General features: G+C 49.2%; 15 protein-coding genes. 5 read left to right on the forward strand and 10 right to left on the reverse strand.

Annotated elements, in window-relative coordinates:
• Window positions 1-112: 112 nt before the first annotated feature.
• From HMPREF9439_RS04230 to HMPREF9439_RS04245, 4 genes are read right to left on the reverse strand one after another with little or no spacing between them, the layout of a single operon-like run.
• Complete coding sequence (locus HMPREF9439_RS04230) at window positions 113-1,171, reverse strand: porin (protein WP_008863851.1); 1,059 nt, start codon at window positions 1,169-1,171, stop codon at window positions 113-115.
• An 18-nt stretch (window positions 1,172-1,189) separates the two neighbouring features.
• Window positions 1,190-2,839: an HAL/PAL/TAL family ammonia-lyase gene (locus HMPREF9439_RS04235; RefSeq protein ID WP_008811019.1), complete on the reverse strand. Its 1,650-nt coding sequence runs from the start codon at window positions 2,837-2,839 to the stop codon at window positions 1,190-1,192.
• Between the two features lie 42 nt (window positions 2,840-2,881).
• Window positions 2,882-3,238, reverse strand: coding sequence for a cytochrome c3 family protein (locus HMPREF9439_RS04240; protein ID WP_008811020.1), 357 nt, complete (start codon window positions 3,236-3,238; stop codon window positions 2,882-2,884).
• 24 nt (window positions 3,239-3,262) lie between these two features.
• Window positions 3,263-4,786: a flavocytochrome c gene (locus tag HMPREF9439_RS04245; RefSeq protein ID WP_008863852.1), complete on the reverse strand. Its 1,524-nt coding sequence runs from the start codon at window positions 4,784-4,786 to the stop codon at window positions 3,263-3,265.
• Window positions 4,787-4,949: 163 nt separating this feature from the next.
• Here HMPREF9439_RS04245 and HMPREF9439_RS04250 point away from each other — a divergent pair, with 163 nt between their 5' ends.
• Window positions 4,950-6,512, forward strand: a complete 1,563-nt coding sequence (locus HMPREF9439_RS04250) for a sigma-54-dependent Fis family transcriptional regulator (RefSeq protein WP_008863853.1) — start codon at window positions 4,950-4,952, stop codon at window positions 6,510-6,512.
• Between the two features lie 30 nt (window positions 6,513-6,542).
• Here HMPREF9439_RS04250 and HMPREF9439_RS04255 read toward each other — a convergent pair whose 3' ends face one another.
• The 4 genes from HMPREF9439_RS04255 to HMPREF9439_RS04270 are packed head-to-tail and all read right to left on the reverse strand — an operon-like array spanning window position 6,543 to window position 11,459.
• Complete coding sequence (locus HMPREF9439_RS04255; protein ID WP_021867445.1) at window positions 6,543-7,814, reverse strand: ABC transporter permease; 1,272 nt, start codon at window positions 7,812-7,814, stop codon at window positions 6,543-6,545.
• Window positions 7,804-9,012, reverse strand: coding sequence for an ABC transporter permease (locus HMPREF9439_RS04260; RefSeq protein ID WP_008811024.1), 1,209 nt, complete (start codon window positions 9,010-9,012; stop codon window positions 7,804-7,806). Before HMPREF9439_RS04260 ends, HMPREF9439_RS04255 begins: the two co-directional genes overlap by 11 nt.
• Before the next feature lie 9 nt (window positions 9,013-9,021).
• Window positions 9,022-10,074, reverse strand: a complete 1,053-nt coding sequence (locus HMPREF9439_RS04265) for an HlyD family secretion protein (RefSeq protein ID WP_008863855.1) — start codon at window positions 10,072-10,074, stop codon at window positions 9,022-9,024.
• 2 nt (window positions 10,075-10,076) lie between these two features.
• Entirely contained in the window at window positions 10,077-11,459 is a 1,383-nt protein-coding gene (locus HMPREF9439_RS04270; protein WP_008863856.1) for a TolC family protein, read from the reverse strand.
• 435 nt (window positions 11,460-11,894) lie between these two features.
• Between HMPREF9439_RS04270 and HMPREF9439_RS04275 the strand changes: the two genes are divergently transcribed.
• Together HMPREF9439_RS04275 and HMPREF9439_RS04280 are read left to right on the forward strand one after the other, a co-directional pair.
• A complete protein-coding gene (locus tag HMPREF9439_RS04275) occupies window positions 11,895-12,854 on the forward strand; it encodes a LysR family transcriptional regulator (protein ID WP_008863858.1) in 960 nt (319 codons plus the stop codon).
• A gap of 150 nt (window positions 12,855-13,004) precedes the next feature.
• Window positions 13,005-14,738: a hypothetical protein gene (locus tag HMPREF9439_RS04280; RefSeq protein WP_244862385.1), complete on the forward strand. Its 1,734-nt coding sequence runs from the start codon at window positions 13,005-13,007 to the stop codon at window positions 14,736-14,738.
• 19 nt (window positions 14,739-14,757) lie between these two features.
• On the opposite strand, the gene HMPREF9439_RS04285 is transcribed toward HMPREF9439_RS04280, so the two are convergent.
• Window positions 14,758-15,888: a porin gene (locus tag HMPREF9439_RS04285; RefSeq protein ID WP_008863860.1), complete on the reverse strand. Its 1,131-nt coding sequence runs from the start codon at window positions 15,886-15,888 to the stop codon at window positions 14,758-14,760.
• A gap of 18 nt (window positions 15,889-15,906) precedes the next feature.
• Window positions 15,907-17,184: a C4-dicarboxylate transporter DcuC gene (dcuC, locus tag HMPREF9439_RS04290; protein WP_008811030.1), complete on the reverse strand. Its 1,278-nt coding sequence runs from the start codon at window positions 17,182-17,184 to the stop codon at window positions 15,907-15,909.
• A gap of 260 nt (window positions 17,185-17,444) precedes the next feature.
• Between dcuC and pepT the strand changes: the two genes are divergently transcribed.
• Complete coding sequence (gene pepT / locus HMPREF9439_RS04295; protein ID WP_008863862.1) at window positions 17,445-18,698, forward strand: peptidase T; 1,254 nt, start codon at window positions 17,445-17,447, stop codon at window positions 18,696-18,698.
• Window positions 18,699-18,896: 198 nt separating this feature from the next.
• Window positions 18,897-19,127, forward strand: coding sequence for a hypothetical protein (locus HMPREF9439_RS04300; protein ID WP_008811032.1), 231 nt, complete (start codon window positions 18,897-18,899; stop codon window positions 19,125-19,127).
• The last annotated feature ends 72 nt before the right edge of the window (window positions 19,128-19,199 follow it).

Below are 19,199 nucleotides of genomic sequence, written 5' to 3' on the forward strand. Positions count from 1 at the left end.
ATGACGGTGTTTTACGGGCCCTGTTGATAAAAAGCGGCTCCTGTTTGAGATCTCAAGCAGGAGCCGTGTTGTTATCAACTCAATGAAAAAGTTTCAGTGCTGCAGACGCAGGTTAGAAGCTGTGGCTTAAACCGGCGCTGATTGTCCAGCTGTTGAGCTCTCCGATAGAAGAAGCAGCTTTCTTGCCTTGGCCGTAACCGGCGAAGGAGTAGAACAGCGTTCTCTTGCTGATCGGATATTCATAGGCGGTGGCAATCGAATACATACTGTAGTCGCGTGAGCCCTCTTTGATCTTTCCGAAGCCGTAGTTTCCTTGGAGCTTAGCCGTACCACCGGCAACAGGAACTCCGATGGAGGCGGAGAAGCCGTGCTGGTTGGCGCCTTTAGGTCCTAACTCGTTGGCAAATGCGTAAGTCGGCAAGCGGCTGGCGCGATAAGCAAACTGATAGGCGCCGTAAAGGCTGAAGGAACCGAAGTCATAAGATCCGCCCATCGTGAAGATCTGAGAGCTCTTCAGATTGTGTTCCTTGTGGTCATACATTTCCCACATGGCGCTGAAAAGAGCTCGGCCCTTGGCATACTCATAGCCGACGCCGTAGTAGTGATCGTCTTTAGACCATTTCTGTTCGTCGCCGTTCTCACCCATGCCGTTGGAATACATGAAGTGAACGGTTGAGCCGTTCATATCCGGTGTGTTGTACAGCAGGACGTTGTCCATACGGTCGGACAGAATGAACGTGCCGTAGATATTGCCCGTGCTGTAGTAAGACGTCCAGAGTGAAGAACCGTGCAGGATGTTGTAGGTTCCGCAGTCGGAAGACAAACCGCCCGTACGGCCGGCAGCAAAGGTACCGAAAGGAGCGGACAGAGATAATGTGCTCTGGCGGGCAAAGGCCTTGGAAGAATTCATGGCGTCGCCTGAGAAAGTCTTAAAACCTTGCTCCAGGATGAAGCCGAGGTTGTATCCGCTGCCTAAATCTTCGTTGCCTTTGATACCGAAGCGGGAACCGGCCCAAATGCCGTTGTCAAAACCCACTCGTGCGGCCTGGCCTTTGACTTTGGAAACCGAGACGGCTCCGTCAACCACTCCGTAAAGCGTCACGTCGGAAGCGGCGTAGGCGCCGGAGGAGACGGCACAAAGAAGTGCTGCAAAGAAAGCTGATTTCTTCATTTCTATCTCCTCTTCTGATTACTTAGAAGCAACACCGTTCATGATCATCTGCTTGCCGTCTTCGATGTTGTCCGTGTAGATACGGTCACGGCTGACATACGGGACTTTGGCACGATAGTCTTGATAGAGCTTGCGGGTAGCTTCGGACATCTTGAAGTCGCCTTTGAGTTTCTTTCTCAGGTCGATACCCTGTGTGGAGTGAAGCATTTCAAGGCTGTAGACGTAGCCTGTATTGTCGGCGATGCGTTTGAGTCTTTCAGCAACTAGCGGGAGGTTGGTGTAGGTGTCTTCAATGTCGCCTGCTACCGGAGTACCAAGAGCGGAAACCGGGTTGCTCTGAGCGAGGCTGTCGGCATGCATGGCAACGAACGGCTTCTGGATGGCACCGAAGGCGTGACCTTTGTTTTCAGGATCGGACAGGAAGCGTGTCAGACCGGTGAAATGGTCGTCGGACAGATGGATCGTGCGCTGGACGCTGTTATGAGACAAATGAGTCATCGCGATGCCGAGGCGCTGAGCAGCCATGGCAACGGGCAGCGGTTCAAAGTTGGATGTCGGGATGATGGCGCCTTTCAGGCCGTTGCCTTCGACGAAGTACATAGCAACCTGACTGTGGTCTGCGTAATCCTTACCGGCGTTCAGGATGGTTGCGGGATTGTCGTCGGAAGAGTTGATCTGAACCTTGATTTCTTTATCTAAGTCCTTGAGAGCTTCGCGGGCTTCACGCATGGTGTAGACCGTTGTGCGGAAGGACAGAGGATCCTGAAGAGCTCGGTCCTTGTTCTTTTCCCAGAGGTAAGAACCTTTCAGGTTGTCGCGAATCTTAGCGGCTTCTTCTTCCAAGCCGGAGAAGGGGTGAACTTTGGTGACCTGAGGAAGAACCGGAGCAATGTTGCCGTTCAGAGCTTCCAAGCTCAAGGCAAAGACGCGGGGTGTGGCATCGATGATGGTGCGGGCATGACGAGCGGCATCCATCGTCTCAGCGACAGCTGCGGCATTGGTGGACAAAATGGCAAGAGCGTCTTTTCCTTCCGGAACCAGCGGCTTAAGACCGGCCTTCTGAAGCGCTTCCTTACCGCTCATTTCTTTGCCGTCAACCTTAGCGCGCCATTCACCCATCATCACTGCGCCGACGTGAGAAGACATAGTGATGTCGGCTTCACCGACGGAACCGCGGGACGGGATTTCCGGTGTAATGCCTTTGTTCAGGAATTCTTTATAGAGCTCGGCAACGTAGGGCTGAGCACCGGTCTGGCCGGCAAGAAGGGTATTCAAACGAATGACCATCTGCAGACGAGTCAGTTCTTTGGACATCATGGGGCCGATGGCAGCGGAGTGGCTTCTCAGAGCATTGTGGTTAAAGGCTTTCGAAGCTTCAATGACTTCTTCGGAGAGTTCGCCGTTTGCTTTGAAGAGCGGTTTGTCTTTGTTCAGGCCGACACCGACGGTCAGACCGTAAACCGGTGTGCCGCCTTTGGCTGCCAGAAGAACAAGTTCATGGGCTTTTTTGAGGCGGTCCATGGCTTCAGGAGCGATGGCGACGGTGTCTTTGCCTTCGGCGATGGCCCAGGCTTCGTCCTGAGTGAGGTTGGAGCCGTTGAGCGTAACAACTCCGGCGTTGGCGATTCCGGCAGACATAAGGAGTAAAGCGATGATAGAAAGTCTCATTTTATTTTCCTCTTTGGGTCGTATTGGGGAGTATTCGAGTAATTACTTAATCTGATATTTGAATTCGTGGCAGTTGTTGCAGTAGACCTGAGAAGTCTTGTGCTCGGAGTGGCAGGCCGTACAGGCAATGCCTTCGCCGTAATGGTGGCTGGCATGCGGATTGGGCTCACCGTTCTTCAGGTTCTTGGTTTTTTCTGCGACAGCTGCATAGCTTTGATGGCAGGTCAAGCAGGCTTTGTTGTCGGGCGTGACGAACTGATTGCCGGCAACTGCGTTTTCTTTGGTATGGCAGGCGGCGCAGTCTTTAATGTTCTGGTGATAGGGCTTTACCTGCTGAGCGGATGCCGGAAGGGCGATAAATAATGCGGCAGCGAGGACGAGGAGATTGAGCGATTTCATGTTGTTATCCTTTCCGTGGTGAGGCTATTCGAGGTTGACGGGAGTGTTGGCGACGACTGCGTCTCCGGCGACTCGGCCGGTGACAAGACCGTCAGCGATGGCGCATCCGCCGAGACGGCTGGCACCGTGTGTTCCGCCGGTTACTTCACCTGCTGCGTAAAGCCCGGGAATCGGTTTTTGTGTTCTGACGTTTAAGACTTCAGCGTTCTTTGTGATTCCGACACCGCCCATGCAGTAGTGGACTTTCGGCCAGACGCGGGCTGCATAGAACGGAGCCTTCTTAATCTCGATAGCCAGTGCGAGCGGACGATCGAATTGCTTATCTTTGCCTTCGCGGACATAGGCGTTGAATTCTTCAACCTGTTTGATCAAAGCTTCTTTAGGAATGCCGTAGGCATCGGCAAGTTCACCTAAAGTGTTAAATTTCTTGATAACACCGTACTTCAGGCCGTTCTTAAGAGTCTGAGCCTGTTTGACGCCGACGCTGTCGGTAAAGCAAATCGGATAAACGGGTTTTCCGTTTTCGTCGAGCTGCTTGAGGATTGCGTCTGAACGAGCTTTGCGGTCGGCCAGTTCGTTCACGAAACGTTTGCCGGTACGCTTGTCAACCATGATGCCTTTCGGGAAACCGGCAATCGTGTTGAACTGAGAAACTAAGCCGAAGCCGCGTTCGTCAGGAGAAGACCACGGTCCGAGCTGAATCTGATCCAGCTGAATCGGAAGAGCGCCGATGGCCAGCATATTCTGGAGAACTTCACCGGTGGCGCCGGGATGGTTGGTGGATTCAAGGTTCGGCCCGAGTGTCGGATCCTGCTGCATACGGAAAGCAACGTTCTGAGAGAAACCGCCGGTGGCAGCGACCACACCTTTTCTGGCACCGTAAACCTGAGGAACGCCGGAGTTTTCTTTGCGATAGTCGTGACGTTCAAGAACCTTGACGCCAATGACGCGGCCTTCGTCGTTGAGAACAAGGTCAGTAACGGCGCAGCCTAAGTGCATGTCCACACCGAGGTTTTTGGCTGCTTCAACGAGCGGACGAGTGATGCCGCCGCCGGTACTTTCAACGGTCTGCATGATACGGGGGACGCTGTGGCCGCCGAAGTGCTGAACGAAAGGTTTGTACTTAACACCGTACTTGACGGTGAAATCAAAAGCAGGACGAGTACCGTAAACAATGTTCTTCAGAAGATCGACGTGGCTCAAACCGCGGCCGGACTTAATCATGTCCTGGAGCATGAGTTCAGGAGAGTCCTTGATGCCTTCTTTTTCCTGAAGCGGAGAGCCGGCAACAGCGAAAGCCCCGCCGTTGATGGCAGAGTTTCCGCCGTAAGCAGGCATTTTTTCAAGCAGCATGACAGAAGCCCCTTTTTCTTTGGCTTCTAAGGCTGCGGCCAGGCCGGCAAATCCGCTGCCGATGACGATGACGTCAGCGACTTTATCGAATTTTTGTTGAGTTTGAGGAGCCGCGAATGCGAGACTTCCGAAAGCCGGAGCTGTGCAGGCTGCCGCTAATTTCAGGAAAGAACGGCGAGAAGGTGTGGTCTTCATATTTTCTCCAATGGATGTAAGTGAGTGAATTGCTTTTGATTAATCTCATTGCAAAGACCGTGCCAACTTTTTCGAAAATCTTAACTACTTGAAATTTAAGATAATTTCAAATTGCGTATTAATACGTAAAGATTATTAACGATATTTCGTGAGTTAAAATAGTATGAAATATCGTGAGTCACTAAATATCGTGAATAAAGACCTCCAACTCCCAGCGATCCTTGCGATCAATTCTTCGATTAACGCAGAAGAGTCACTATCTCGTGTTTTTGAGGTGCTTCAGGACTTTCTTGATGCGGACGGCGCTTTCGTAAATATCTTCGATGTTCAGAAGCACTCGATTGTGTTTGTGGCGCACTGCAGACGAAATGGCCTTTCTTCTCCGCTGGGTTCGGTTGAACCGCCCAGATCTCTTCGTCCGCTCAAAATCACTGACAAAGTTTTGAACTGCTCGGACATATCGGAAGATCGGTTCACTCAAAAAGTTCTATCTGAGTGCCTTCCCGATGTGAAGTCCTATCTGATGCTCTCGATGGACAAAGAAGATCGACACTTGGGTGTCGTCTGCTTTTACAGCTGTCACTATGATCAGTTCAACGAAGCACAGCGCAATCTTTTGAAGTCACTTCATGACTCTTTCTCGTTAATGACATCCAACGCACTGAATTCCGTGCTTCTGGCAAACAACCGGGATTTAATTCACGAAAACGACGGCCTGAAGGATTGTGTAAGAGAAAGCCGAATGGCTTTGGTTAATCGCTTCACGGCGCGTACGCCCTCACTAAAAGAAATTACGGCGAAAGTGGAGAAGGTTAGTTCAACCGAGGTACCGATGCTGGTTTTAGGAGAAACGGGCTGCGGCAAAGAAGTGGTTGTGAACCTGATCCAGCAGCTCTCTAAGCGGGAATCCGGGCCGTTTGTGAAATTGAACTGCGGAGCGATTCCGGAGACCCTGATTGATGATGAATTCTTCGGGCATGAGAAGGGCGCATTTACGGACGCCAAAATCCAGAAGAAAGGCGTCTTTGAACGTGCTTGCGGAGGAACACTTTTCTTAGATGAGATCGGAGAGCTCTCACTTGCCGCTCAAGTGCGCCTCCTTCGCGTTCTGCAGCAGAAAGTCGTGACAAGAATCGGCGGCGTGCAATCAATTCCCGTGGATTTCCGATTAGTAGCCGCGACACATAGAGATCTCAAGGAGATGGCCAAAGAAGGCCGTTTTAGAAATGACTTGCTTTATCGCCTGAATTTGTTTCCGCTGCGAATTCCTCCTCTGCGGGAAAGAGCGGAAGACTTAATCCCGCTCACCGAATTCTTCCTGAACCGTCTGAGAAGTAAATACGGCATCTCTCAGCCTCTGGTTCTGTCGAAAAAATCTGTCGAGCAGATGCTGAACTACAAGTGGCCTGGCAACGTCCGTGAACTTGAAAACACGCTGGAACGTTCAGTCCTGACCTCTTCGGACTATCAAAACATTCGTGTCATCTTCGACGGAGAAGCCGGAGGATTAGGACCTGCGATGTCCGTCGTCTCCAATGAGCTGATTAAACTGGAAACCTTTGAGGCGATGCAGAAGCATTATTTCGAAGCAGTCCTGAAGGCAGCTAAAGGGAAGATTTCCGGCACCGACGGAGCTGCTGCTCTTTCAGGAATGCATCCCAACACGCTTCGAAGCAAGTTGGACAAGCTCGGCGTGACTTTTAAAGCGGTCAAGCCGGAACTCTAGGATCCGGCTTGATGACGATGAATTCGCTGACTAAACCGCTTTGCCTGTCAGTTCTTTTTCCTGCTTCGGCGTGAGTTCCGGCGCAAGTTTTTCGTCCACGATGCCGTTCCGCAGATCTTCCATCTCGGCCAAAGACTGAGGATCGTTCTGAGTTTTGTAAATCAGAATATAGGCGCCGGTCAGGAATGTTGCTCCCAACAAAAGAAGGTGCGTTAAATACGGGAAAGCAACGCCGGAAAGCGAGGCTCCGGCTTGAGAGACTCGAAGCATGGCAAATGCCCCCGCGGTCGTGGGGGAAAGCCATCCGAAAGCCTGCAGAGGCCAAGGAATATTTTGCCACGGATACAGGTTGCCTGAAATAAATACAAACGGGATCGAGGAAGGTACGACGATTTGAACAACAAATCGGTAGCGCTTCAAAAAGGCCGCGATGAGCAAGCCTAGGGAAGTAATGGCAAAGGCGTAGATCATTGAAACGACAATCGTGCCCGGCACGTTTTTGAATGAGTTCACCCCATGGAAGGAGAATGACTGCCCCTCGATAAACAGGATCCAGAACAGACTCAGAAAGAAAAACGGAGCGTACATGGCCAGAAAATACATCGGGTGGCGGGCGCCTAGGGCAAGAGGAAATGGATACTTTTTCTTCCAGAACCAGTCATTCATAAGCATTCCAATACCGCAGACGAAGACCGTTTGGAAAATGATCATGAACACGATGGGAACGGTGAAATTGAGGTAGCCGTTGACCGTATTGAACATACTTTGAACGATCATAGACGGAGGGTTGTTTGCAGCTCGGGCAATTTCCGATAAGGGCACCCCGTGTTCCACGAGATGCGCACTGATAGATGCCGCTACGATTTTTTGCAGCGGTCCGCCCACACCGCTCATTGAACCGCGGCTCTTGACGATAAAGGCACCGTTGGTGACTAGGACTAACGCGGTCGGCACGTTGGTCAGCGTGTTGATCTCAAAATCCGGAGGAATAATTAAGATTGCGCTGATCCCTCCTTTGCGCATCAGGTTTTCGGCTTCGGGCAGGCTGGTTGTTTGCTGAGTGACCTGAAGGCTGGGAGAAGCCCTCATCGCCTGAGTCAAACGACGAGACAGTGCAGAATTATCTTGATCTACAGCTACGACGTTCAGATGATCAGGCAGCTGTTCCATGTAGGGCCAGCAGTAGTAGAAAGAATAGAAAAAGATCGCGAAGCAAAAAAAAGGAGCACAGGCGAGATTTGTGGTGCACTGCTTTAAGGTAAATAGGAAGCATTTCAGCAGGGATGGAAATTTAGAGTTCATGCTTTGCCTCCAAAATTTTTTCCTGTTTTGCAAACTTTCCGTACTTCCACTTAAAAATCGGTATGCCGATAACAAGAGGGATAAAAGCGAGAATCGCAAACGCTGTAAAAGTTGTTCCCATCTCCCAAATTTTTGCTCCCAGTGTCCACTGTTGAGTTTGACCCTCAATAAACCATGTTAGCGGCAGGCATTTACAGAACATCCGAGCCATTTCACTCATGGAATCCAGCGGCATGGAAAATCCCGTAAAGGGAAGCGCAGGAGCGGCATAGCCGGAAGTGACGACAAGGGCAAAACGCCAGTTTGGCGCGATACCCACAATTAATACTCCTGTGCATGCCATCACGGCCAAACACGCGGCGCCGCAGATAAACCAAATAAATAGGGATCCAGCCGGAGCAAAGCCTCCGAAACCGGCAAATAAGGCAATGTAGGAAGCAATGAGGAGAGAGTAGAAAAAGAAATGCGGGAGCAGTTTGCCGAACAATGCAGCGGTCACGCTTCCCTTTGCGGTATCAAACCAATCATTGATTCGGTATTGATAGTTCTCACGAACAATGGATGAAACGAAAGATAAGATGGCAGCAAGCATGATGACGCCCGGCACCAAGTTACTTCCCAGGAAAGCGAGGAAACTGAACTGCATGTTGCCTAGTGCATAGAAGTCGGAGTGCAGTCCTGTGACCAGCCTCTCGGCTCCTTTGACTCCGCTTGCGGTCAGCATTGAAGTTTTGATCATGCGCTCCTGCGAAATCGCTGTAGCCACGCTTGTTAAGTCCGCTTGAAGAGTTCCGGCAACCGCATAGCGATTCTCATCGAGATAAAGCACCATCGGGGCGCCTGCACCTTTCGTGACGTCTCGTGAGTAGCCGAAAGGAATCTCAATAAAACCGTAAATTGTTCCGTTTCTTAATGCCTTATCGGCTTCAGAATGGGAGGCGAAAGGAACGAGTCCGACGGAACGAGTAGCATCGATTTTTGAAATCACATCACGGCTTAGCTGTGAGTGGTCATTGTCGACAATGCCGGTTGGGACTTGAGTCACAATTCCGTTTCCGAGCAGCAGCCAGACAACTAAGACCCAAAAGATCGGAAGGAATCCGCAGACGATGATTTCCTGCGGTGTGCGTAAAAGCCGCTGAATTTCGCGCACTGCGACGGCGGCTGCCGCATTTAACCAGCCTAACGGAGAAAGCATTATCCGATCCTAATTCTTAAAACCTTCAACTAATACGCTCATACCCGGGCGCAGATGGTCAATTTTCTCGACAGGCCGGCCCCGGACCTCAAAAGTTTTCATGTCATAGCCGGAATCCATGCGTGTGCTTCTCCAGGTTGCGTAATTGGCACGCGGACTGATGTAGTAAACCTTGTAGTCGATCTTCTTATCTCCGAGGGCAGGAACATATGCATGCAAAACTTTACCGATTTCGATACCCGGCATATTTTCTTCGCGGATATTGAAGGAGGCCCACTGGTCATTTAAGTCGACCAAGGTAACGACAGGGAACCCGGCAGCCGCAATTTCGCCTTCAACCAAAATAACCTTATCTACTTGGGCGTCAAGCGGTGCGTTTAAAGTCTTATCCACAGTGAGGGATTCAACCTGTTTAACGCCGGCTTTGGCTTCTTCGGCTAAATCAAAAGCGGCGGATTTTTCCTGCTTGCGGGCACCGATTTCGGCAATGTCGTACATCTGTTTAGCAGCATCTGCTTGCTGCTTAGCGGCAATCCACTGAGTCTGGACTTCGTCATACTTTTGCTTGGAGACCAGACCGTCTTTGTAGAGTGCAGAGATTCGGTTATATGTCTTAAGGGCTAAAGCAGCTGCTGCCTGAGCGCGCTCCCACTGGGCACGGGCGGCTTGCTTTTCCTGAGGGCGTGCGCCTTCATCAACAAGGCTTTGTTTTGCCTGGGCAGCTCTTTCTTGAGCTTGGACCTGTTGAAGTTTTGCTTCAAGTTCCGGCAGACTCATCAGCGCAACCGGCTGATTGGCTTTAACAAAATCGCCCTCGGAAACTAAGACCTTATGGATGCGTCCCGGAACTTTTGAAGCGACGCTTATTGTGCGGGATTCCATTTGTCCCTGAAGAGGAGGAGCAGGCGGGAAGGCGGCTTTATAAATGCCCCATACAATAAAGGCTGTCAAGCCAAGCACAAAGACCAGCATGAGAATAACGCTGATTTTCGGAGCTTTGACTTCCTGTTTTTGAGAAGTCGAGGTTGTCTGCGGTTGAAGAGGTTTATTGTTTTCTTCCATGATTAATTTTCCACAATCACTTCGTGCTTGTTGACGGCATTCATAAATTCGCTCATCTGACCGGCGATGGCATGCAGCATGGCGTAATTCGATACAAACTCAAACGCTGTGACCCGGCGTCCGACTTCTGCTGCAAAAAGCTGATTACGAGCCTCGTTAACGTCAAGCGCGGTCGCCAAGCCTTCGTCGAAGCTCTTGGATTTGAGTTTTAGGTTCTCGGAAGCTAGCTTTACAGTAGAGGCGCTTAATTTATATTGATTAATGGCGTTTTGTGTTCTTAACCAAGCGACTTCCACGCCGGTTCTGACTTGGTTGATCGCTTCGGCTTTCCCGGCTTCGGCCTGCCTGACTGTTGCTTCAGCACTGCGGATGCTGGCTCTTCTGTCTTTAGCATCCCAAAGTGTAATGTTGACGCCGACACCGCCGATCCAGTTCGGCTCGACAAGCGTTTGGTAATGCTTAACAAAGTTGTAGGTTCCGAATGCAAAAACCTGCGGCATCCAAGCGCCTTTAGAAGCCTTGACGCCTTGCTGGGCTTGATCGGCCTTGGCCTGAATGACTGCGATCTGAGGGTTGGAGGCCAATGCAGTATCCACCCAATACTTCAAAGGTTCGAGCGGACGGTTCAGAACAAAAAGCGGCGTCGTCAACTTTCCGAACTCTTCATCTCGGAGCAGTCGAGCCAGCTGGAGACGGGCAACCTTAGCGTTGTCTTTGGCTTTCAGGTATTCGCGGTTTCTATTGTCTCGCTGGACTTGGACGGACATTCTTTCGATCTTGCTGATCATTCCCTGCTTTTCAAATTTCTTCGCTTTGGCAAGTTCCCGATCCTGGTGGTTCAGCATGTCCTTTTGGAGCCTTTCAACCGAGAGCGCTAATTGTGTTCCGAAGTAATAACCCGCAAGCTGAGCGTCTAAATCTTCGCTGTCGGCACGCTTTTGAGCCACCGCTTCATCAACGGCGTATTTGCTTGCATCCTGCATGGCAGAAATTTTTCCGCCGGTATAAATCGGCCAAGTTGCGGTTGCTGCGACACGAGGCCCGTTCAAGGACATTTTTTCGTGCACTCCGACTGAGAAAGATCCGGGGAGCTGGATTGGAAGCGGGGCGCCAGCCAAAGGATTCGGGATCGATTTATCGATATCGATTTTCTTCTGTCCAGCAATTTGCATCGCCTGCAGGGTTACGGTTGGGCCGCCCAGAGTTTCCAAAGATTTCTGAGTTTCTCGTTTGCTTTGGACTTGTTCTTCGCTGGCTTTGAGCTTGTCGCTTCTCTCATAAAGCCAATCGCGTGCGACAGGAAAGCTCAGGGGCAATGCGGCGGAGCATTGCTGAGCGGCGCAGAGCGCGAGTGCGGCAAAAGCTAATTGAATAGGTTTGTTCATCGAATTATCGAATTATGGAATTCAAAAGCGCATGAATAACAGGATTGTAACTGCCCGGCTGAATGTTTGTTCAGAATTGTAAGCAATAAGGGAGCAAGAACGTCTCGGAATAACCTCCCTAATATCAGGGATAGTTGTCTTTGATAACTTTTGACTATGAAATTACTTAAATGGATGGAAGCAAAGGCAAATTCACTATGGAAATTTAGATCTTTGAGGCTAAAAGCTTTATGCAGGTTTCGTATGAAGTCGGAAGTTCCCGCTCTGAGCAGGAGATCAGTACGAGAAAGCGAATTACCTTTGTTACCTGCAACCCTTTCTTTCAAATTACAAAAAACGCCTCTTTCGTGCTTAATTTGCACCGAGTTCTTACAATCTTTAATAAGCAGCCGGAAGACGATCAGAACTACGCCTACATTCAACTCAAGGAGCAAAATGATTAACAGCCAATGGAAAGCACTTCACCTGGGGCGATGGGAGCTTTTGTTCAAAATTATGGACGAAGGCTCCATTACGCGTGTTGCCGATATCGAAAATCTTCAGCGCTCTCAATTATCTCGAATGGTTTCAGGACTGGAAGAAGAGTTAGGCGTGCAACTACTGGAACGGCGAGGGAAACGTCTGAATCCCACCCAAGTTGCACTTGAACTTCGCTCGAAAATTGAACCTCATATTGTGATGGTGCGTCGGGCGCTGGAGAAGACCTCGGAACTCGAAGAAGGCGACAAGGGAAGCATTCGTTTCGGTGCAATGCCCGGATTCCTCCAGACTCAGGTTGTTCCATTGATTGCCGAATTTCAGCAGCTGCATCCTCAAGTTACTTTCGATGTCATCGGGGACGACAATCCAAAGGCGTTCATGGGCGGAGAATGCGATTTGATGCTGTATTACGGCCCCGTCAATGATGCCAACCTTGTGGAAAACTGGGTCACTCGATCATTATTCGTTCCATGCGCCTCGCCCAAATATTTAGAAAAGGCCGGTTATCCCGAAAATCCGGACGAACTGTCCGATCATTCAGGTGTGGTCTATACGGGCCGAGTCAGGCCGCATTCGGAAGTTTTGGTTAAGAACGGTCGGCAGCAGACTTTTCGCTGGAAGTCGATGATTCGGTTCAACAATATTTTGTTGGCAAAAACCGCGGCAGTTGAAGGCTGCGGCATCGTTCTTGATATGCCGCTTCATCATTGTTTCGAAGAGGTGATGAACGGACAGCTTATCCCGATCCTCAACGGCTGGCAGATTCCGAATCTCGATAATTACATCGGTTCAACGTTAGCAGCCTCTAAATTGAGACGAGTTCAGATGTTCATCGATTTTTATGTCCGAAGAAGAAGAGAAATCGAAGGCGAACAAAAGAGGCGTCTGCAGGAAAAATATAACTTCATTATTTAGAAGATTCGGGTTCCTCAAACGATAAGAAGTCGGAACGTTAATGCTAGGTTGTCTGCACAGATGAAAAAGAAATTAGAAACAGTTCAAATCTGGTCGAAAAAAGGCCTCTCGGATCTCTCCGGCGAAACATACTTCGCTAGGAGACGGGCTTTGCTGAACGGCATTTCTATGATTAACCGTCTTCAGTTTTTTAAACCCGAAGACGAAGTTGCAGCGCTGCAATTAATTGAAATATTGGAGCAAATCTCTCGTCTCAAAGAAACGCTGTTAGCGGCTTGTCGGGCTGCAGAAACCTTATCGTCTGCCGACAGCAAAATTGCTGCAGAGAAAGTCTTCATTCTTGAAACGATAGACAGCGCTGAAAAAGCTCTTCAGAAAGTAAAGGAAAACCTACAAGAAGCTGCTGAACAAAAGACAATTCTTTCGGATAAGCTCGACCGCTGGCTGCAGCAGCAAAAGCGCTTTAAAGAGGTTAAGCCTTGGCTGAAGTTTCCCGTTGAGGCCTTAGAAGAAGAACGGTTGATTCTCGGACCGTTGTTTTCGTTGTATACGCATCTCAAAAGCAGTATTCGAACGAACGTGACACTGCCGGACGGAACCGTAAAAAAATCTACGCCGTCTGTTGCTAACTTTGCAGTCAAAAACACTTCGGATCCAGAACTGAGAACTTTGTTCTTCAACGCTTTGTCTGCTTGTTTTGCGACAAATTCTTCCATGTTCTGCGATATCCTTAATGCCGTAGCCGGTGCGCACTTACTCAGAGCCTCCAGGCTCGGCATGAGTACGCTTGACTACGCATTGGTTATCGAAGGCCTGGATAGAAAGAGCTTCGAAGCAATGCGCAGCGCATTTTCTAAGAAGCTGTCTGAGATTCGCGAATGCCTTCGGTTTGCAGCCCCCTATATCAATCAAGGTACAAATCGTCCGGAGTCTCCCACGATTCCGGTGGCACTATTAGGGTCAGCACTTCCGCATCTTGAAGGGCCTGAATCTCTGAAGACACTTGACGGAACACTAAAGGAAATCACAGAGGCCGTCGAACCTTACTTTCCTGAGTTTCGAGATTTCATTGAGCTCTGCAGACAAGGTCACTGGCTGGAGACGCATAATTATTCGGCTGGCTCAGGAGGCGCTTGGTGCGTTGAAGTTCCTTACGACAAAGCGGTGGCGATATACGTTGATTACCAGCCGAATATCAACCGATCCTTTGAAACAGCCCATATCTTGGGCGACGCGTTTTTTAGATACTCGATCAGTGATCTTCCGATGCAGGAGAGAAGACTTTCCGAAACCCGATATGAACTTATCGGTCGTCTTTTTGAAGAGCTGTTCCTGAGGAGACTGGTGCAGGGAGCTTCTTCGCCTCAGGAAAAGGCTGCCGTGCTTTGGCATGGTTTGCGGCGAGTCATGATTAATTTGATCGAGATCCCGTTTAGATTCAGACTTGCAGAAGAGGTCTTTGAAGCGCGGAAAAACGGCTATCTTTCCGTCGAATACATCAATAAACTGACCAGAAAATGCTGGAGTGACTGCTACGGTGACACGGTTGAAGGCGTAGACCAGTACATGTGGGCCAGGAAGCCGCATTTCTACAACGTATATAACGCAGACTCACCGCACCACGATTTTCAATACACCGTCGGTTTCCTCTCTGCCAATATGATGCTGAAGAAACTGGAAGAAGTGGAAAAAACGGAAATTCCTCGTATCGGTAAATCGGTGCTTTTGGATAATGCCACCTTGCCGTACGAGGAGATTTTCACGAAGAATTTCGAAGCGGACATCGAATCTGAAGAATTTTGGACGAACGCCATTGAAGAAGCCCTCCATCCTCTTCGCAGCATTCGTCCATACGTCGGTGAGTTAAACCGACCTCAGCGCTAAGTACGCCGATTTCTTCTTGCTAGAAATAATGTGAAAGTCCGAGTGTTCCGTAGAATCCTCTCGGTTTAACCGATTGATCCCCGGATTTGTATTTTGCTGCCGATGCTCCGATAGCACTGTACAAACGTGTCGTTTTAGAGAAGGGATACTGATAACCAAGAGCAATGAAGCCGCCGTCAGCTTTCAGCTTCTTTGAGAGTTCATCGGTTTTGGCATGGATATAGCCGACAGCACCTAAGACTTTTCCACCTATCACCGGCGTGGAGAAGCCGAGAATGATGTTCTCACCTTCCAATCCGTCGAGTTTTTTCATTTGAGCAGAAGTGATGCTTCCGATGCCGTTATCCTTTAAAGCACTATAGGAAGCGGTTCCAAGCGCATCGGCATTTTTGAAATACTGCAGGGAAAGGTAAGCGGTTGCCGCAGAAAACTTCCAATTTCCGCCGGCCGTAATACGCCACATGTCCTTGGGGCTTCTTTTTTCTGTGGTCAATGCTTCGTTTACTCGTTCAAATAAGACAACCGTCTCGGCTGGTCCTCCTTTCCACGTCACACCCAATCCAAAATAATGATTGGAGGTCGAGCGGTTTTCTTTACCTTCTTCACCCATCGAGTATTCTGTTGTCAGCTGAAGTCCTCTGTATTCCGGAGAACGGTAAGTAAAGGCGTTGTCAAAACGGGAGGCAGGCATCTTGCCGTAGACGATGTTTTGGTTGCCGAGCTCCCAAATACCTGTTCCGAACGGGTTGACGTTACCCAGCATATTGAAGCTTCCGCCGTCGGTGCCGAGGATTGAAGAGCGCCCGGCCGCCAATGTACCGAATGGAGAGACAATCTGAAGAGTTGCTTCACGGCTGAAGGCGAGTCCTTCGGTTGCTTCGGCACCGGTGTCAGCGTCAAAGCCATTCTCTAATACGAACTTAATTTTGTAGCCGCTGCCTAAATCTTCTTCTCCTTTGATACCGATACGATTGGACGTACCGGCGCCGGTAACCATCTGAGCATTGTTCTCTTTTGAACCGAAACCGTCATTGATTCTTGAAATACCGACGCCGAGGTCGATGCGTCCGTAAACAGTGACAGAATCCTGAGCGGCTGCAGCAGAGCCGAAAGCAAGGACGGAAAGAAGGGCTAATGTGAGTTTTTTCATGTCGGATTTGATGTTGAGTTAAACAAGAAGGAGAGTGAAAGCAATAGCCGTTAAGCTCACCGGTGCTGAACGTTTAATGACTTCGAGCGGAGAAGTCCCGGCAATGCCTGCGATAAGGATGACGCCGGCTGCAAGCGGAGAAGAAACACGGCCTAACGTTGCGGACAAGCAGGTTAAGAAGCCTAAGTCCTGGATCTTCATACCGAATTCGGCTGCATGAGGAACGACGGATTCACAGAAGGCAAATGCTGCAGCGTTACCGGAGCCGGTCATTACGCCGAGAATGTACGGACCGAAGGATCCGCCGAGCTTGGCAATTTCGGAAGAATCTTTAAGGAAGTCGATGAAGCCGGAAACCACGCCGCAGCTTCTTAAGCCGGCAGCAAAGACGCCTGCGGCAATAATTAAACCGATGATGCTGCCGTAGCCGGATCCCATGCCGTCAAAGAATTTTTTAACAAGTTCGGCAGGATTGCTGCGTGTGACGAAGATGACATAGATGAAACCGATCAGCATGGCGGTTGCAACACTCATCTTTACTTTGGGAAACCAAAGCGAGATGACAAAGAGCAGCACGACCGGAAGGAGAGGAGCAAAAGCCTTGAGAAGGTTGGGATGCTGGGGAAGTTCCGGAAGAGGCCGGATGAGTCCTTTTTCGTTAATGGACTGCTGGAAGCCGCCTTTTTTGTAATCGCCGAAGATAAAACAAATCGTGGTTAAAGCAACAATGCACAGGCCGAAAAGAATCAGGATGTTGAAGGAAATGTGGTTGATCTGTTCCATCACCGGAATACCGGCTAACTGAGCGACCAGAATGTTATCTGTTGATCCCGGAGACCAATAATTCGGAAGTGTGGCGGAAATAATGGCAGCAGCGGCGATCGCCGGTCTGAAGCCTGCTCGGAGCATAAGAGCGATGAGTGTCGGGCCGATGGCTGCGCATAAGCCGGCAAGGGAACCGATCGCCAAGGAAGCCACGCCCGTCACGAGCATGCAGCACGGAAGAAGCAGAATACCGAGTTTGTTAAGCGGCTTGGTAAGAAGGCTGACCAAATGAAGGTCGCATTTAGTTAAAGTAACGCATGCCGCAAAGCCCATGGAAGAGCAGATTGAGATAATTAACGCTCGATTTGTCATGGACTTATCGAACTGTTCGAAGGCAGCCATCGGGTCCAACGAACAACAACACATAACTAAACCGGCGAGCAGCAGGACCAAGCGTGTTTCATAACGCTTAATAAGTCCGTAAATAGTTGCAATGACGGCGGCCAAAGCAACCCAAGCGGAAAAGGACATTTTTACCTCGTTGAGTGGAGTGAACGAGGTCATGTTAAGGATGTAACGGAAATTTACAAATAAGCAAATTCAAGTAAATCAATTGGGATATTCACTAATTTCAATCAAAAATTCCTGTTGATTTTTATGTTTTTATCTATATGAAAAATAAGTAAAAAACTTAAAAAATATTACTTTAGTAGTAGGTGGTTCTACTTATAACATTATCTTGTTTTTACGAAAATAATTCGTTTTGTTCAAGTTCAAATTCTCATCGAAAAATGTCAACAAAAAAATTCCCAAATTTAGTTTCTCAATTTCTTCAATACGTGAAGTTCGAAACCCAATCCTGCCGAGAAAGTCAGGATGAGCCCTCTTCTCCGAATCAGCTTAAGATGGCTGAGTTTTTAGTGGAAGAGCTCAAGTCTTATGGTCTGGAAGACGCGCATATCGGCAAAGGAGGTGTTGTTTATGCTTCGCTTGACGCCGCAAAAGGCTTCGAGGATTGCCCTGCCATTGGTTTGATTGCTCATATGGACACCTCACCGGATGCCCCAGCAGTCAATATCAAACCTCAAATTATTCAAGTCGAGACCGGTGATGTGCTTTTGAATCCGGAAAAACAAATCTATTTCCGAGAAAACGATTTTCCTGAGATTAAGAAGTATGTTGGTCAGGAAGTGATTTTCACCGATGGAACAACTCTTTTAGGCGCAGATGATAAAGCCGGCGTTGCCGCTATTACGGCTTGCATGGCCTATCTCAAAGATCATCCGGAAGTTATACACGCTAAGATATGTGTTGCATTCACGCCCGATGAAGAGATTGCTAAAGGAACCGTGAATTTTGATATTCCGTGTTTCGGCGCTGATTACGCTTATACCTTTGACGGCGGCGAAATCGGTACGTTAGAGACTGAGAACTTTAATGCGGCAACCGCCATGGTGACAATTAAAGGTGTGGTAGTCCACCCGGGCCTTTCTAAAGGCAAAATGGTTAATTCCATCAAGCTAGCCTCTCGGCTGATAGGCGCTTTCCCTGAAGAACAGGCTCCGGAAACTACCGAAGGTTATGAAGGCTTCATTCATCCTAATAAGATTGAAGGAACTGTTGCGGAAACCTCCGTCCGAATCTTGATCCGCGACCATAACAAAGAAAAGTTCGAGGCAAAGAAGACTCTGCTGAAAGACTTGACTCGAAAACTTGCAGAAGAAGAATCGCGAGCAGATATCTCCTTAACAATTAAGGATAGTTATGAAAACATGCGTCCGTACCTTGAGAAGACACCCAAGGTTATGGAAATCGTTAGAGAAGCCTATCGCCAGGCGGGCATTCCTATTTCGGAAGAGCCGATCCGGGGCGGTACTGACGGAGCTCGTCTCTCTGTTCGCGGCTTGCCTTGTCCGAACGTTTTCACAGGCGGGTTGAATTATCACAGCGTCTATGAATGCATTCCCATTCCGTCGCTTGAAGCAGCTGCAGAAGTTGCATTGAGTTTGGTCAAACTGTCGGCAGAGGTCAAGACATTGAAATAGATACGTTTGAGGTAGTAGTCCTTCCTTTTCAGAGATCTTAGGAAGAAGTTTTAGCTCCTTTTTCTAATCGAAAGAGGAGCTCTTTTTTTGGAATTCAAATGCAAAAAGCCGAGCATAGAACCTTCCGTCTCTCAGCTATCCTCAAACAGTCAGGACAGCGTATCCTCCGAAACGGTAAAAAGACCAAGGAGGTCGGTAGTGCGCGAAGACTCTCTAATGACTCATGATCAGATGGTTGCAAAATGGATGGAAAATCCTGAATTTCGAAAGGTTGTCTTTGAGCTTGATGCACAATATGCCGCTTTGGACAAGGCTTTAACGAAAGGCAAGCCCAATTGTTTGGAGCAGGCCAACGACACAAGAAAACGAACACCATTCCATTCCGTCCTCCAGCGTCCGGAAAGGCGTGCTATGGAGGACAAGCATTAGCTTTAGAAGATTTGAAAAGGCATCTGCATTATTGAAAATTTTCAAACGGCAAAAAACAAGCTGCTTGGCCAT

Origin of the sequence: Parasutterella excrementihominis YIT 11859 (genome assembly GCF_000205025.1) — a bacterium.
GTDB lineage: Bacteria > Pseudomonadota > Gammaproteobacteria > Burkholderiales > Burkholderiaceae_F > Parasutterella > Parasutterella excrementihominis.